Annotated in this window: 15 protein-coding genes; all 15 read right to left on the reverse strand. The window is 64.2% G+C overall.

Annotated elements, in window-relative coordinates; translation table 11 throughout:
- Positions 1-53: 53 nt before the first annotated feature.
- The 15 genes from YU9_RS0119550 to eno all read right to left on the reverse strand — a co-directional run bounded on the left by YU9_RS0119550 (position 54) and on the right by eno (position 15998).
- Positions 54-1295: a threonine synthase gene (locus tag YU9_RS0119550; protein WP_027574343.1), complete on the reverse strand. Its 1242-nt coding sequence runs from the start codon at positions 1293-1295 to the stop codon at positions 54-56.
- 207 nt (positions 1296-1502) lie between these two features.
- Positions 1503-2924: a dihydrolipoyl dehydrogenase gene (gene lpdA / locus YU9_RS0119555; RefSeq protein WP_027574344.1), complete on the reverse strand. Its 1422-nt coding sequence runs from the start codon at positions 2922-2924 to the stop codon at positions 1503-1505.
- A 17-nt stretch (positions 2925-2941) separates the two neighbouring features.
- Positions 2942-3175 carry a hypothetical protein gene (locus YU9_RS0119560; protein WP_027574345.1) on the reverse strand — a complete coding sequence of 78 codons (234 nt, stop codon included), beginning with the start codon at positions 3173-3175 and terminating at the stop codon, positions 2942-2944.
- Positions 3176-3184: 9 nt separating this feature from the next.
- Positions 3185-4534, reverse strand: coding sequence for a pyruvate dehydrogenase complex dihydrolipoamide acetyltransferase (locus tag YU9_RS0119565; protein WP_027574346.1), 1350 nt, complete (start codon positions 4532-4534; stop codon positions 3185-3187).
- Between the two features lie 62 nt (positions 4535-4596).
- The gene (locus YU9_RS0119570) at positions 4597-5049 is read right to left on the reverse strand and encodes a nucleoside deaminase (RefSeq protein WP_027574347.1); all 453 of its coding nucleotides are present in this window, start codon (positions 5047-5049) and stop codon (positions 4597-4599) included.
- Positions 5050-5051: 2 nt separating this feature from the next.
- Entirely contained in the window at positions 5052-5354 is a 303-nt protein-coding gene (locus YU9_RS0119575) for a DUF5076 domain-containing protein (protein ID WP_008547332.1), read from the reverse strand.
- 3 nt (positions 5355-5357) lie between these two features.
- Positions 5358-6740, reverse strand: a complete 1383-nt coding sequence (locus YU9_RS0119580) for a pyruvate dehydrogenase complex E1 component subunit beta (RefSeq protein WP_027574348.1) — start codon at positions 6738-6740, stop codon at positions 5358-5360.
- A gap of 29 nt (positions 6741-6769) precedes the next feature.
- Entirely contained in the window at positions 6770-7792 is a 1023-nt protein-coding gene (gene pdhA / locus YU9_RS0119585) for a pyruvate dehydrogenase (acetyl-transferring) E1 component subunit alpha (protein WP_027574349.1), read from the reverse strand.
- A 363-nt stretch (positions 7793-8155) separates the two neighbouring features.
- On the reverse strand, positions 8156-9673 hold the full coding sequence (gene adh, locus YU9_RS0119590) for an aldehyde dehydrogenase (RefSeq protein WP_027574350.1): 1518 nt from the start codon (positions 9671-9673) through the stop codon (positions 8156-8158).
- A 289-nt stretch (positions 9674-9962) separates the two neighbouring features.
- Positions 9963-10922, reverse strand: coding sequence for a GAF domain-containing protein (locus YU9_RS0119595; protein ID WP_027574351.1), 960 nt, complete (start codon positions 10920-10922; stop codon positions 9963-9965).
- A 201-nt stretch (positions 10923-11123) separates the two neighbouring features.
- A complete protein-coding gene (locus tag YU9_RS0119600) occupies positions 11124-11441 on the reverse strand; it encodes a septum formation initiator family protein (RefSeq protein ID WP_027574352.1) in 318 nt (105 codons plus the stop codon).
- 160 nt (positions 11442-11601) lie between these two features.
- Positions 11602-12153: an NADPH-dependent FMN reductase gene (locus tag YU9_RS0119605; protein ID WP_027574353.1), complete on the reverse strand. Its 552-nt coding sequence runs from the start codon at positions 12151-12153 to the stop codon at positions 11602-11604.
- 268 nt (positions 12154-12421) lie between these two features.
- A complete protein-coding gene (locus tag YU9_RS0119610; protein ID WP_027574354.1) occupies positions 12422-13420 on the reverse strand; it encodes an MBL fold metallo-hydrolase in 999 nt (332 codons plus the stop codon).
- 116 nt (positions 13421-13536) lie between these two features.
- Positions 13537-14670 (reverse strand): zinc-binding dehydrogenase, encoded by a 1134-nt coding sequence (locus tag YU9_RS0119615; protein ID WP_027574355.1) that lies wholly within the window; start codon positions 14668-14670, stop codon positions 13537-13539.
- Positions 14671-14714: 44 nt separating this feature from the next.
- Positions 14715-15998, reverse strand: coding sequence for a phosphopyruvate hydratase (gene eno / locus YU9_RS0119620; RefSeq protein WP_027574356.1), 1284 nt, complete (start codon positions 15996-15998; stop codon positions 14715-14717).
- Positions 15999-16068: the final 70 nt, after the last annotated feature.

Genomic DNA, 16068 nt, shown 5'->3' on the forward strand with positions numbered 1-16068 from the left:
TGGGCCCCTCAGCCCAGCCCTCTCCCCGTAAGAACGGGGAGAGGGAGAGATTTCTAGAACTGCGCGTAGTCGATCGGCTTGTGGCGATCGAGCGTGCGGGTAACCGGCGGCAGCGGATATTTCAGGCCGGTCGCGCAGTTGAACAGCATCACGCGATCGGTCTTGTTGACGCGGCCGTCGGCGAGGCTCTGCTTGTAGGCGGCGTAGGTGGCGGCGCCCTCGGGGCACAGCAAGAGCCCCTCCTCGCGCGCGACCTCGTTCAGCGCCGACGAGATCTTGTCGTCGTCGACCGCGATGGCAAAGCCCTTGCTCTCGCGCACCGCGCGCAGGATGAGGAAATCGCCGATCGCCTGCGGCACGCGGATGCCGGAGGCGATGGTGTGGGCGTCCTCCCAACGCGTCGCATGCTCGGTCCCGGCGTCATAAGCGCGCACCATCGGCGCGCAGCCGGAGGCCTGCACCGCGACCATGCGCGGGCGCTTTGAGCCGATGAAGCCGATCTTCTCGAGCTCGTCAAAGGCCTTCCACATGCCGATCAGGCCGGTGCCGCCGCCGGTCGGGTAGAAGATCACGTCGGGCACGTCCCAGCCGAGCTGCTCGGCGAGCTCGAGGCCCATCGTCTTCTTGCCCTCGATGCGGTACGGCTCCTTCAAGGTCGAGGTGTCGAACCAGCCGACCTTGGCCTTGCCCTCGCCGACGATCTTGCCGCAATCGTCGATATAGCCGTTGACGCGGTAGACGGTCGCGCCCTGGAGCTCGATCTCGCTGACATTCACTTCGGGCGTGTCGGCCGGGCAGAAGATCGTGGTCTTGATGCCGCAACTCGTCGCATAGGCCGCCAGCGCTGCGCCGGCATTGCCGTTGGTCGGCATCGCCATGTGCTTGATACCGAGCGCCTTGCCCATCGACACCGCCATCACGAGGCCGCGCGCCTTGAACGAGCCGGTCGGCAGGCGTCCCTCGTCCTTGACGATGATCTCGCCGCCGCCGAGCTTCTTGCCGAGCTTCGGCAGCCGGATCAGGGGCGTCGTCACTTCGCCGAGCGAGACGATGTCCTTGCATTTGCGCACCGGCAGCAGCTCGCGGTAGCGCCACATGTCGCCGGGGCGTTGAGCGAGTGCGTCCTTGGTCAGCGCCTTCTTCACGCCCGCGAGGTCGTAGCGGACGAGCAGCGGCTTGCCGGCTTTGGAGAGGTTGTGGACCTGATCGGCAGCGTAGTGATCGCCTTCCATCGCGCATTCGAGATGGGTGACGAAAGTCGGGCGTTCGATGGTGAGGTTGTCGTTGTCGTGCATGGGGTCGTCCCTCTTCTTGTTCTGTTGTCATTCCCTATTCGATCCCGTCACCCTGAGGTGCCGGAGCGAAGCGAAGGCCTCGAAGGGCGACGGGCCCCGCGGCTCGATCTGGGCCGTGCATCCTTCGAGGCTCGCCCAGCGGCGCAATCGCGCCGCAAGGCTCGCACCTCAGGATGACGGGTCGAGGACCGAACCGCCGTCCAATCGTCAAATATTCAACACTCGCCCATACGCATCCAGTACGGCTTCCTTCATCATCTCCGACAGCGTCGGATGCGGGAACACCGTGTGCATCAGCTCTTCTTCCGTGGTCTCCAGGTTCATGGCGACGACGTAGCCCTGGATCAGCTCGGTGACCTCGGCGCCGACCATGTGGGCGCCGAGCAGCTGGCCGGTCTTCTTGTCGAAGATGACCTTGACTAGGCCCTGGTCCTCGCCGAGCGCGATGGCCTTGCCGTTGCCGACGAAGGGGAAGCGGCCGACGCGGATCTCTCGGCCGTTCTCCTTGGCCTTGGCTTCCGTCAGCCCGACCGAGGCGACCTGCGGCTGACAATAGGTGCAGCCCGGGATCATGTTCTTGTCCATGGGATGCGGATGCAAGCCCTTGATCGCCTCGACGCAGATCACGCCCTCATGCTCGGCCTTGTGCGCCAGCATCGGCGGGCCGGCGACGTCGCCGATGGCATAGATGCCGGGGATATTGGTCTTGCCGTAGCCGTCGACGACGATGATGCCGCGGTCGGTCTTCACGCCCAGCTTTTCGAGGCCAAGATTCTCGACATTGCCGACGACGCCGACCGCCGAGATCACGCGCTCGAACTCGGTGGTGACGGGCTTGCCCTTGCCGTCGTCGATGGTGGCGACGACGCTGTCGGCCTTCTTCTCGAGTTTTGTGACTTTGGTCGAGGACATGATTTTCATGCCCATCTTCTCAAAGCGCTTCCGCGCGAGCCCTGCGATCTCCGCGTCCTCCACGGGCAGGATCTGCGGCAGTACCTCGACCACGGTGACGTTAGAGCCCAAGGTGTGAAAGAAGGACGCGAACTCGATGCCGATGGCGCCGGAGCCGACCACCAGCAGCGACTTCGGAATGCGGTCCGGTATCATCGCCTCGAAATAGGTCCAGACCAGCTTCTTGTCGGGCTCGAGGCCGGGCAGCACGCGCGGCCGTGCGCCGGTCGCGACGATGATGTGCTTGGCCTGATAGGTCCCCTCGCCTAGCGCGCCCTTCGGGCCCTCGACGTCGGACTTCTTCACCGTGACCTTGCCGGGCGCATCGATCGAGGCCGCGCCCCAGATCACGCTGACCTTGTTCTTCTTCATCAGGAAGCCGACGCCGTCGTTGAGGCGGCTGGAGACGCCGCGCGAGCGCTGCACCACGGCCTTCGGATCGAACGAGACCTTCTCCGCCGAGAGGCCGTAATCCTTGGCATGCTGCATGTAGTGATAGATCTCGGCGGAACGTAAGAGCGCCTTGGTCGGAATGCAGCCCCAGTTCAGGCAGATGCCGCCGAGATACGACTTTTCGACGATCGCGGTCTTGAAGCCGAGCTGGGCGGCACGGATCGCGGTGACATAGCCGCCGGGACCGGAGCCGATGATGATGACGTCGAAGGATGTATCGGCCATGGCGGCTCCCGTTCAACTCAAGAGGTCGTTGCGCCGCCGGAGCGGCGTTTTGAAATGATCGACCTGACCAGCCATTCGATGACGCAGATCGAGATCAGGATCGCAAGACCGATGAAGACGATCGGCTGGGCAATGCTGCGCGAGAGCAGCTCGCCGCTGAAGAAGGCATCGCGCAGAACGCCGGTGCCGAGCGGGCTGACGAGGATGATGATCGACAGCAGCATCGAGATCCAGGGCCAGCGCGTCGTCATGCGGCGGCTCTAGACCATCATCATCACAGGATTTTCGATCAGCTGCTGGAATGCGCCGATCAGCTCGGCGCCGAGTGCGCCGTCGATGGCGCGGTGATCGCACGACAAGGTCACGCTCATCATGTTCGCGATCTCGATCTTGCCGCCGCGCACCACGGGACGTTCCTCGCTGGTGCCGACCGCGAGAATCGTCGCATGCGGCGGGTTGATCACAGCGGTGAAGTGGCTGATGCCGTACATGCCGAGATTGGAGACGGCGGTGGTGCCGCCCTGATATTCCTCGGGCTTCAATTTGCGGGAACGTGCGCGCGCGGCAAAGTCCTTCATCTCGTTGGAGATGGTCGAGAGTGTCTTGGTCTCCGCTTTCCGAATGATCGGCGTGATCAGGCCGCCGGGCATCGCCACGGCAACACCGACGTCGGAATGGTGATGCTTGACCATGCCGCTTTCGGTCCAGCTCACATTGCAGTTCGGGATCTTCTGCAGCGCGACCGCCATCGCCTTGATGACGAAGTCGTTGACCGAGATCTTGTAGAGCGGCTTCTTCTCCTTGTCCTTGGGAGCAGCCGCGTTGATCTCCTCGCGGGCAGTGAGCAGCTTGCCGATGTCGCAGTCGATCGTGAGGTAGAAGTGCGGGACATTCTGGATCGACGCGGTCAGGCGCTGCGCGATGGTGCGGCGCATGCCGTCATGCGGGACAATGTCGTAGGAGCCCGGCTCGAACAGCGACAGGATCTGCTTGTCCGACATGGTCGGCGCGATCGCGGGCGCGCCTGACGGCGCCGCGGCAGGTGCCTTGAGGCCCTTGCCGGACTTGGCCTGCTCGACATCGCGCGCCACCACGCGACCGTGCGGGCCGGTGCCGGTGACCATTGCAACATCGATGCCGGCTTCCTTGGCGAGGCGGCGCGCCAACGGCGATGAGAACACACGGCCGCCATGGCCATTGCCCAGCGCGGCAGGAGCTGCAGCCTGCGGGGCCGGTGCGGCGGCAGGTACCGGTGCCGCCTTCGGTGCGGCCGGAGCAGGTGCCGGAGCAGCAGTAGGTGCCTCAGCGGCCTTGGGCGGCGCAGCCGAGGCGGTCGGCTTCGCAGCGCCCGCAGCCTTCACGTCCTCGCCTTCGCCGGCGAGCACCGCAATCACGTCGTTGACCGGAACGTCCTGCGTACCCTCGGGCACCAGGATCTTGGCAATCGTGCCCTCGTCGATCGCCTCGACCTCCATGGTCGCCTTATCGGTCTCGATCTCGGCGATGACGTCGCCGGATTTGACCTTGTCGCCTTCCTTCTTCAGCCACTTGGCGAGGTTGCCCTTCTCCATCGTCGGCGAGAGAGCGGGCATCAGGATGTTGATGGGCATGCTGACCTCAAGAAGAACTTTGCAAAACGTCGTCTCCGACAGCGAAGACGAACAGACCAGGTTTAGTTGCCGATGTCGCCCTGCCACAGGCGCTCATTGGCTGGGATGGAACGCCAATTCTTCATCATGGTGATGGAGCGGTCGTCGGCAAGGTCGATCCAGGGGATGCCGAACTTGTCGAGGATGTCTTTGGAGCCCTCGAAGGTGACGGATTCGCCGATCACCACCAGCTTGACCTTGAACAGCGCGAGCGCGCCGGCGCACATCGAGCATGGCGACAGCGTGGTATACATGACGGTATCGTGGAATTTGATCGCGCCGGCCTCGCGCAGGCAGCTCATCTCGCCGTGCAGGATCACGTTGTTCTCCTGCACGCGGTTGTTGTGGCCGCGAGCGATGATCTTGTTGTCCCGCGTCAGCACCGCGCCGATCGGCAGGCCGCCCTGCGCGATCGAGGCTTCAGCCTCGCGGATCGCCTCGAGCATGAAATCGTAATGATAGGATTCGATCGCCACTTTCAGTGTCCCTTGCCGCGCGGCGTCGTGGTGCCGGTGTCGGTGGGACGCTCGATCTCAGCCTGGAACATGTCGAGGATCCGGTTCAGCGCGTCCTCCTCGGTGTATTCGCTCTCGCGCGCATAGGCGCGCGCGGCGTGGCGGGCGAGATCTACGAGCAGGAGGCCCCACATGTCAGGCTCCTCGAAGGCGCGCTGGAATGCCATCGACAGCCCGCCGTCCAGCACGAACACGCGCAGGATCTCGACCGCGTCGTCGCGGGTCATGACGTCGGGCGGCAGTGGCTGCTCCTTGGGGCCCGCCATGGTCTACCTGTAGCAAACGGCTTTTGCGGCCTCGACGACTTCTGCCGCCGAAGGCAGCGCGAGCTTCTCCAGGTTCGACGCATAGGGCATCGGCACGTCCTTTCCGGAGACGCGGGTCACCGGCGCGTCGAGATAATCGAAGGCGTTCTCCATGATGCGCGCGGCGATCTCGGCGCCGACGCCGCTCTGGGCCCAGCCCTCTTCCACCGTGACGGCGCGGCCGGTCTTCTTGACGGAGTTGATGATGGTCTCGGTGTCCATCGGGCGCAGCGTGCGCAGATCGATCACCTCGGCCTCGATGCCGTCCTTGGCGAGCTCGTCGGCGGCCTTGAGCGCATAGGTCATGCCGTTCGACCAGGAGATGATGGTGACGTGCGTCCCTGCGCGCACGATGCGCGCCTTGCCGATCGGGATCACGAAATCGTCGAGCTTGGGCACTTCACCGGTGTGGCCGTAGAGCACCTCGTTCTCGAGGAAGATCACCGGGTTGGGATCGCGGATCGCAGCCTTCAGAAGACCTTTGGCATCGGCCGCCGAATAGGGCGCGACCACCTTGAGCCCCGGAACGTGCGAGTACCAGGCCGAATAGTCCTGGCTGTGCTGGGCGGCAACGCGCGCGGCCGCGCCGTTGGGCCCGCGGAACACGATCGAGCAGCCCATCTGGCCGCCGGACATATAGAGCGTCTTGGCCGCGGAGTTGATGATCTGGTCGATCGCTTGCATGGCGAAGTTGAAGGTCATGAACTCGACGATCGGCTTCAATCCGGTCATCGCGGCACCGACGCCGACGCCGGCAAAGCCATGCTCGGTGATCGGGGTGTCGATCACGCGCTTGGCGCCGAACTCCTGCAGCAGGCCCTGGGTAACCTTGTAGGCGCCCTGATATTCGGCGACCTCTTCACCCATCACGAACACATCGGCGTCGCGGCGCATCTCTTCGGCCATGGCGTCGCGCAAGGCTTCACGGATGGTCTGCGTCACCATCTCGGTGCCGGCGGGGACTTCCGGCTCGGGTTCGGCAACGACCTGCGGCGCTGGCGCGGCTTTGGGCGCAGGCGCTTCGGCCTTTGCAGCGGCGGGCGGCGCGGACTCCGCAGCCTTCGCGGCCGGTGCAGGTGCTTTCGCAAGATCAGCCGCACTCTCGCCGTCAGCGAGAATCGTTGCGATCGGCGTGTTCACCGCGACGTCGGCGGTGCCCTCGGGGACCAGGATCTTGCCGAGCGTGCCTTCGTCGGTCGCCTCGACCTCCATCGTCGCCTTGTCGGTCTCGATCTCGGCGATGACGTCGCCGGACTTGATCGGCTCGCCCTCTTTCTTCAGCCATTTGGCGAGGTTGCCCTTCTCCATCGTGGGCGACAACGCGGGCATCAGCACTTGAATTGGCATATCTTCTCCAAAAGAAAGCTTGCGCGCGTTCAGCGGTAAACGTCGGTCCAAAGCTCGGCGGCATCCGGCTCGGGATCATGCTGGGCGAAGTCGGCGGACGCGTTGACGATATCGCGTACCTCGGCATCGATCGCCTTCAGATCCTGCTCGCTGACCTTGGCGTCCAGCAGGCGGTTGCGCACCTGCTCGATCGGATCCTGGTCGTGGCGGACCTTCTCGACCTCCTCGCGCGTGCGATATTTTGCAGGGTCGGACATCGAATGGCCGCGGTAGCGGTAGGTTTGCATCTCCAGGATGTAGGGGCCCTTGCCGGCACGGCACCAGGCCGCCGCCTCCTCGCCCGCAGCCTTCACGGCGCGGACGTCCATGCCATCGACCTGCTTGCCGGGAATGTTGAAGGAGGCGCCGCGCTTGGAGAAATCCTGCTGGGCGGAGGCGCGCGAGACCGAGGTGCCCATGGCGTAGCGGTTGTTCTCGATGACGAAAATCACCGGCAGCTTCCAGAGCTCGGCCATATTGAAGCTCTCATAGACCTGGCCCTGGTTGGCCGCGCCGTCACCGAAATAGGTGACGCTGACATTGCCGTTGCCGCGATAGTGATTGGCGAACGCGAGACCGGTGCCGAGCGAGACCTGGGCGCCGACGATGCCATGGCCGCCGTAAAAGTGCTTCTCCTTGCTGAACATATGCATGGAGCCGCCCTTGCCCTTGGAATAGCCGCCCTGGCGGCCCGTGAGCTCGGCCATGACGCCGTTGGCGTCCATGCCGGTGGCGAGCATGTGGCCGTGATCGCGATAGCCGGTGATGACCTGATCGCCCTCTTTCAGGGCCATCTGCATGCCGACCACCACGGCCTCCTGGCCGATATAGAGGTGGCAGAAGCCGCCGATCGCGCCCATGCCGTAGAGCTGGCCGGCCTTTTCCTCGAACCGCCGGATCAGGAGCATGTCGCGGAGCGCCTTGAGCTCCTGCTCCCTGGTGAATTCCGGTGGCGAACCGCCGTCGGTCTTGTCCTGTGGAGTGCTTGCGGCGGCTTTCTTGGGTGCGGCCATAGGAATTCCGGGTCAGAGAAAACTTTCGCCCTCTCTAACCCAACTCAATCGCGCGCGAAAGCACCGCGGCGGCATGGCACGACTTTCATTATGCCGCACTGCAACGTGATCGAAATATTGGAAAATCTTTGGCGCTGATCGGGCAACAAATCGATGCAGGGCTGCCGCACTCGGAGATTCGTGACCACGTCAAGAAGGACTGACGTTTCCGCAGCATCATGGCCGGGCTTGTCCCGCCTGCGCGGCCGAAGCCGTTTCGGCGTGGCGAAGGCCCGGCCATCCACGCCTCGCCCCGCGGCACGAAGGACGTGGGTGCCCGGGACAAGCCCGGGCATAACGACCTCCTGAGTGCGACATCCTCGATCAGAAGAAGCCGAGCTTCTTCGGGCTGTAGCTGACCAGGAGGTTCTTGGTCTGCTGGTAGTGATCGAGCATCATCTTGTGGGTCTCGCGACCGACGCCCGACTGCTTGTAGCCGCCAAAGGCCGCATGCGCGGGATAGGCATGATAGCAGTTGGTCCAGACCCGGCCGGCCTGGATCGCCCGGCCGAAGCGGTAGCAGCGATTGGCATCGCGGCTCCAGACGCCGGCACCTAAGCCGTAGAGCGTGTCATTGGCGATCGCGAGCGCCTCCTCGTCGGTCTTGAAGGTCGTGACTGAGACGACGGGGCCAAAAATCTCCTCCTGGAAGATTCGCATCTTGTTGTGACCCTCGAACACGGTCGGCTGGACGTAAAAGCCGCCGGCGAGATCGCCGCCGAGCTCGGCGCGTCCGCCACCGGCGAGCACCTTGGCGCCCTCCTGCTTGCCGATGTCGATATAGGAGAGGATCTTGGACAGCTGCTCGCTGGAGGCCTGGGCGCCGATCATGGTGATGGCATCGCGCGGATCGCCCTGCTTGATCGCTGCGACGCGCTTCAGCGCCCGCTCCATGAAGCGGTCGTAGATGTCGGCGTGGACCAGCGCCCGGCTCGGACAGGTGCAGACCTCGCCCTGGTTCAGCGCGAACATGACGAAGCCTTCGATCGCCTTGTCGAAAAAGTCGTCGTCCTCGGCGGTGACGTCCTTGAAGAAGATGTTCGGCGATTTGCCGCCGAGCTCCAGCGTAACAGGGATGAGGTTCTGGCTGGCGTACTGCATGATCAGCCGGCCCGTCGTGGTCTCGCCGGTGAAGGCGATCTTGGCAATGCGCGGGCTGGACGCCAGCGGCTTGCCGGCCTCGAGGCCAAAACCGTTGACAATGTTGAGCACGCTAGGCGGCAGGATGTCGGCGATGATCTCGGCCCAGACCATGATCGAGGCCGGGGTCTGCTCGGCGGGCTTGAGCACGACGCAATTGCCGGCAGCGAGCGCCGGCGCGAGCTTCCAGCACGCCATCAGCAGCGGGAAGTTCCAGGGAATGATCTGGCCGACCACGCCGAGCGGCTCGTGGAAATGATAGGCGATGGTGTCGTGGTCGATCTCGCCGATCGAGCCTTCCTGGGCGCGGACGACACCGGCGAAATAGCGGAAATGGTCGATGGCGAGCGGCAGGTCGGCGGCGCGGGTCTCGCGGATCGGCTTGCCGTTGTCCCAGGTCTCGGCGATGGCAAGGCGCTCGAGATTGTCTTCCATGTGATCGGCAATCTTGTTCAGGATCGCGGCGCGCTCGGCGACGCTGGTGCGGCCCCAGGCGGCCTTGGCGGCATGCGCCGCGTCGAGCGCCGCCTCGACGTCCTGCGCGTCGGACCGCGCGATCTTGCAGACGACCTGGCCGGTCAGCGGCGAGGCATTGTCGAAATATTTGCCCGAGATCGGCGCCACGAACTTGCCGCCGATGAAATTGTCGTAGCGTTCGGCAAAGGGAACTTTGGTGACGCTGAGGAATTCCACCTTGTTCATTGATCACTCCCGATGTTTGCTGTTTGCGCAATTCGTCGCGTGGCCCGCGACTTGCGCCGACGATGTCGTGGGAGGTGTTGTCTGTCAGCCCGGCGGGAAGCGATGGCGGGGCCGACCTGTCGCAGTTCTGCGACAGTCGCACTGGCCCGCTACAAGCAAGGGGCGATTGGGGCGCCTGCGGTTTCCACATCGTCATTGCGAGCGCAGCGAAACAATCCAGAATCTTTCCGCGGAAGGACTCTGTATTGCTTGGCTGCGCTCGCAATGACGATCGAGGAGATAGCGCGGCTCAGTGGTTCAGCTCGAACCGCTTCAGCTTCCTGTGCAACGTGGCGCGGCTGACGCCGAGAGCCTTGGCAGCTGCCGAGACATTGCCGCCGGCGCGGAGCAGCGCGCGCTGCAACACCGCGCGCTGGCCGCCGGCAAGGTGATCGCGCGCGGTATCGCCGCCGAGAAGGTCGGCGGCAGGCACCGGCTGCAAGGCCCGGCCGGGCGCGATTCCGAGCGCCACCCGGGCGGAGCGGGTGGCGCCGATCACGAGGTCGTCCGCATCGACCGCAACGAGACCGCCGCAACTTCCATCCGCAGCTTGCGTCAGCACGATACGGGTATGGGCAAAAGCCTTTCGAAACAGGTCGGCCTCGATCCGCTTGGCCGCCTCGCCCGCCGCCAAAGCGATCAGGCTGGCGAAGGCGTCGGTGCGGTCGGCGCGGCAGGAGGAGACGTCGAGCACGCCCGCGAGCGCCGCTTCATGGTCGTAGATCGGAACGGCCGTGCAGCTCAGCAGCGTATTGCGGGCAAAGAAGTGCTGGTCGCGATCGATCGTCAATGGACGCTGCTCGACGAGGCAAGTGCCGATGCCGTTGGTGCCCTCATGCTCCTCGCTCCAGAGCGCACCGGTCCACAGGCCCCAAGACTGAAACGTCGCATCGTCCGCCACCGTGCCGCGACGATCGACCGGCACGCCATCGCGGTCGGCGAGCAGCACGCAGCAGCCGGCGGCGCCGACGGCCTGATAAAGCCGATCCATCGCGCCTTGCGTGGCGGCCAGAAGCGGCGCGATGCGCTCGCGCGCCTGGTGCAGCTCAGCTTCCGTCAGCCGCATCGGCGCGCTGTGGCCACCGGGATCGAGATGATGCAATCTCGAGGAACGGCGCCACGAGGCCACGAGCGCGGACCGAGCCGCCTGGCCTGACGCGATGGCGGCCTCGACGCGGGCCGCGTGATGCCGGGGCATTGACCCATTCACCACTGTTTCCTCCGGAGGGCAGTCTAGAACGTGCCGGTGCTGCCCGGTTGATCTGCGTCAACTTCGGCATGCACCATAGAAGCCATGTGCCAGCGACGGTGCTGCCGTCAAGGTGTCCGCCCGGTTCCGGGCTTACGACCTTCGCAGGAGCATCGGTTTCGGCAGCGGCTTTTGGTGCCGCTTTCGAAAGCTGCGGATGTGCTAATTCGCCGGGATCATCCGAACGAGATCGCGCGGATTGACATAATCGAGCTGGAAGCGCGCCCGCTCGTCCAGCATGTCGGGGTCGATCTTCTCGGACCGCAGCAGCGACACCCGCTGCTCGCTCCTGGCGCGCTCACGCTTGAGCTGGGCCAGCTCGCTGGTCAGCGCGATGATTTCCTGGTCGAGCTCCTGGCGGGCGTTGAGGCCGTATTTGCCGGTATAGGCGTTGATGCCGAAATAGCCGACGATCGCCGCCGCCATCGCGTAGAGGGCAAGACCGGTCAGGATCGATTTCAGGCGCGCGCGGGAGACCATCCTGGGAAGATGGGACAGGTTGGTTAAGGGAGTGCTAATTCCAAGATAGAGGTCATTCCGGGGCGGCTCGAAGAGCCGAACCCGGAATCTCGAGATTCTCAGGTGCGCAATTGCGCACCATAGTTCGATGCTCCGCACGCCCCGGAATGACGCCACCCTTTTAGCCTTGATGTTTCGACACGTGCGCAGCGAAGGCTTCGATGTATTGCAGCAGCACGGACTTGAGCGAGTCCTTGGTCAGGTTGCCGTCGGCGTCGAAGGCGTCGCCGATACCGTTGAGGTAGATCTCCGGCTGCTGGAGGATCGGACCGGAAATGCCCGGCAGGATGGTCTGCAGATGCTTGGCCGCGCTGACGCCGCCGAGCGGCCCCGGCGAGTTGGAGATGATGCCGACCGGCTTGCCGAGGAACGAGCTCTTGCCATAGGGCCGCGAGGCGACGTCGATGGCGTTCTTGAGAACGCCCGGGATCGAGCGGTTGTATTCGGGCGTGACGAACAGGACGCCGTTCGACTTCTGGAGCTTCTCGCGGAAGGCGAGCCAGTCCGCGGGCGGCGCGCCCTCGAGGTCCTGGTTGAAGAACGAGATGCCCGCCGGCGTGATGACCTCGAGCTTGAGCGAGCCAGGCGCGAGCTTGGCGAGCGCATTGGCGATCTTGAGCGAGAAGCCGTCCTTGCGCAGGCTGCCGGCGATCACGACGATATTGTAGGCCATTGAGTGTCCTTGAGGCTTGAGCGGGAATACCGGGAAAGCACTTAAGGCATCAGGGCCGATAGATGCAAGTGCATGGACTGGCTCGATTTGGAAACGCTGTGTTTCGCGAAAGTGGCCGGTAGCCCGGATGGAGCGCACAGCGAAATCCGGGGTCTTGCCACAAGCGACAGAGGTCCCGGATTTCGCTGCGCTCCATCCAGGCTACGATTCCAAAACAATCGGGCCGCCAAGCGGCGGCCCGAACGTTCGCGCAAGTCTGCAAATCAAATCAGATCGTCGGATTCCACGCCGACGGGATCAGGCGATATTTGGCGCCGTCCTTCTCCACATGGCCGACCGAGGGGAAGGCGAAGTGGAAGCCGATGACGGTCGCCTTCTCCGCTGCCGCCAAATCGTAGAACTTGTGGCGCGTCGCCTGCGCCATCGCGGCATCGTTGTCAAACATCACGTGCCAGTCCGGATTGCGCAGGAAGAATTCGGGGATGTTGGTGACGTCGGACTGGATCAGCACCTTGGCATCGCCAGAGGCGACCGCGAACGAGGTGTGCCCCGGCGTATGGCCGGGTGTCGCGATCGAGGTGATGCCGGGCGCGACCTCCTTGCCCCACTCGTACTTGGTCACCTTGGACTCGAGGCCGGCGAAGGTCTTCTTCACATTGGCGAAGTAGTTCTTCATCATCGGGTTGGACTCGGCCTTGGCGGCATTGTCCTCGCTGGTCCAGAACTCCCAGTCCTTGCCCGGCACCATGATCTCTGCATTCGGGAAGGCCAGCGCGCCATCGGCGAGACGGATGCCGTTGGTATGGTCGGGATGCAGATGCGACAGCAGCACGACGTCGATGTTCTTCGGGTCGACGCCGGCGGCAGCAAGGTTTTGCAAGGTGCGGCCGACCGCACCCTTGCTCGCCTCGAAATTCGCAATGCCGTTGCCGGTATCGATCAGCACGAGCTTGGAGCCGGTGTTGATGAGCTGCGGGTTGAACGGCACCCTGACCATGCCCTTCGGCATGTAAGCCGCCTCGCCTGCGGCCAGAGCCTCGTCCTTCGGAATGTTGGCGACGAACTTGTCCGGCATCGGGAAGGTGCGCGCGCCGTCATTGATCGAGGTGCACTCGAAGCTGCCGACCTTGTAGCGGTAGAAGCCCGGCGCCTGCGTCCCGGCTGGCGGCACTGAGGCGTTGGCAGTGATGGGGCCAAGCCCGGTAATGGCAGCCGCGCCCATGGCGGCCGCGCCTGCGAGCAGGTGACGGCGATTGAGATCGGTCATGGAAAGTCCCTTCTGAGCGCCTTGCGGTTTTTCCGCTTCAAATGGCGGCGGAATAATCTCCGGCTTCGCTCAGAAGGCAAGACCTTCCTTCGGTGACGTGCCGTCGCACATCAGGATTATTTATTTGGGTTGATGAGGAATTTTTCGCCGGTGGCGCGTTTGGCGTACACCGCGATGTTGGCGGGATCGAGCGCCTCGGCAAGCGACACCACCTTGGTGTAGTGGCTGGCGAAGGTGGTCTTCAGCTCGGACGCCACGCGCTGGCGCAGGCGGCCGATCTCGGCCGGACCGATCTTCTGAAGGAATGGCGTGAGCAGCCAGCCGCCGACGCCCCAGGAGAGGCCGAACGAGCGGTTCAGCTCCGTCGGCCGCGTGTCGAGGCTGCCATAGATGTAGACCTGCTTGTACACGTTGGAGCCGTAGCGGCTGTACTCTTTCGCGGTCTTGTTGGCCGCAACTTCCATCGCGGTCAGAATCTGGCTCGCCAGCTTGCCGCCGCCGATGGCATCGAAGGCGATGGTGGCGCCGGTCTCGACCAGTGCGTTGGTGAGATCGTCCATGAAGCTCGGCGCGCTGGAATCCACGACGTATTTGGCGCCGATCTTGTGCAGGATGTCAGCCTGCTCCTTGCTCCTGACGATGTTGACGAGGCCGATGCCGTCCTTGATGCAGATCTTGTTGAGCATCTGGCCGAGATTGGAGGCGGCGGCCGTGTGCACGAGCGCCTTGTGATTCTCCCGCCGCATCGTCTCGGTCATGCCGAGTGCTGTCAGTGGATTGACGAACCAGGAGGCACCGTCCGCCGCCGTGGTGCCCGCCGGCAGCTCCATGACGTCGCGGACCTTGAGCACGCGGTACTGCGTGTACATTGCTCCGCCGATCATCGACACCGTCTTGCCCATCAGCGCTTTCGCCGCGTCCGACGAGCCGGTCCGGATCACCGTGCCGGCGCCCTCATTGCCGACCGGCAGTGACTGATCGAACCTGGCCGCCATCGTCCGCATCGCCGCCTCCGGCATCGTGGCGGTGATGACCGGCATCTCCTTGGTGCCGGAGGCCTTGGCGGCCGCCATGTCGGCTGCCCCGATCAGGAGCCCGAGGTCGGATGGGTTGATCGGGGTGGCTTCGACGCGAACCACGACCTCATCATCGGCCGGCTCCGGCGTCGGGACGTTCACGAGAGACAATTCCAGCTCGCCGCTCTTCTTCAGCAGCGAACGCAGTTCCAGTCCCGACTTGCCGTCGCTCATTTCGATCCTCCCCTGTCCATCTTTTCCCCGGCCGAGGCGCCGGCTTATGCCAGCGCCTTCAGTGCCGCCTTGCCGCCGTAGAGCGCCTGCTTGCCGAGTTGCTGCTCGATGCGCAGGAGCTGGTTGTATTTGGCGGTTCGGTCGGACCGCGCAAGGGAGCCGGTCTTGATCTGACCGCAATTGGTGGCGACCGCGAGATCGGCGATGGTGGAATCCTCGGTCTCGCCCGAGCGGTGCGACATCACCGAGGTGTAGCCGGCCTTGTGCGCCATTTCGACGGCGGCCAGCGTCTCGGTCAGCGTGCCGATCTGGTTGACCTTGATCAGGATCGAGTTGGCGCGGCCGGTCTTGATGCCTTCGGCGAGACGCTTGACGTTGGTGACGAAGAGATCGTCGCCGACCAGCTGGCACTTCTTGCCGATCAGGTCGGTGAGCTCCTTCCAGCCCTCCATGTCATCTTCCGACATGCCGTCCTCGATGGTCACGATCGGATAGCGCGCGACCAGATCGGCAAGATACTTCGCCTGCTCAGAGATCGAGCGGGTCTTGGCCTCGCCTTCATAGACGTATTTGCCGTCCTTGAAGAACTCGGTCGAGGCGCAGTCGAGGCCGAGCATGATGTCGGTGCCCGCCTTGAAGCCGGCCTTGCCGATCGCGTTCATGACGAAGTCGAGCGCCGCGTCCGCAGACGGCAGATTCGGGGCGAAACCGCCCTCGTCGCCGACATTGGTGTTGTGGCCTGCCTTCTTCAATTCAGACTTCAGCGTGTGGAACACCTCGGCGCCGTAGCGCAGGCCTTCGGCGAAAGAGGATGCGCCGACGGGAAGGATCATGAACTCCTGGAAGTCGATGGGGTTGTCGGCGTGCACGCCGCCATTGATGATGTTCATCATCGGCACCGGCAACAGGCGCGCGGAGGTGCCGCCGACGTAGCGATAGAGCGGCATGTCGAGCGAGTTCGCGGCCGCCTTGGCGCAGGCCAGCGAGACGCCAAGAATGGCGTTGGCGCCCAGCCGGCTCTTGTTCGGCGTGCCGTCGAGGTCGATCATGATCTGGTCGATCTGGGCCTGCTGCTCGACGTCGAGGCCGCTCAGGGCCTCGAAGATCTCGCCATTGACGGCGCCGACCGCCTTGGTCACGCCCTTGCCGAGATAGCGGGCCTTGTCGCCGTCGCGCAGTTCCACGGCCTCATGGGCGCCGGTGGAGGCGCCGGACGGCACCGCGGCGCGGCCGAGCGCGCCGTCCTCCAGCACGACATCGACCTCGACGGTGGGATTGCCCCGGCTATCGAGAATTTCGCGGCCGATGATGTCGATGATGGCGGTCATGATGTCTACTTCCGTTCGTTAGGGCTGATCGGTGCCGCGGGTCTTACACGGGCCGCAAGCAAATGTGAAC

Origin of the sequence: Bradyrhizobium sp. WSM1743, from assembly GCF_000473065.1 — a bacterium.
GTDB lineage: Bacteria > Pseudomonadota > Alphaproteobacteria > Rhizobiales > Xanthobacteraceae > Bradyrhizobium.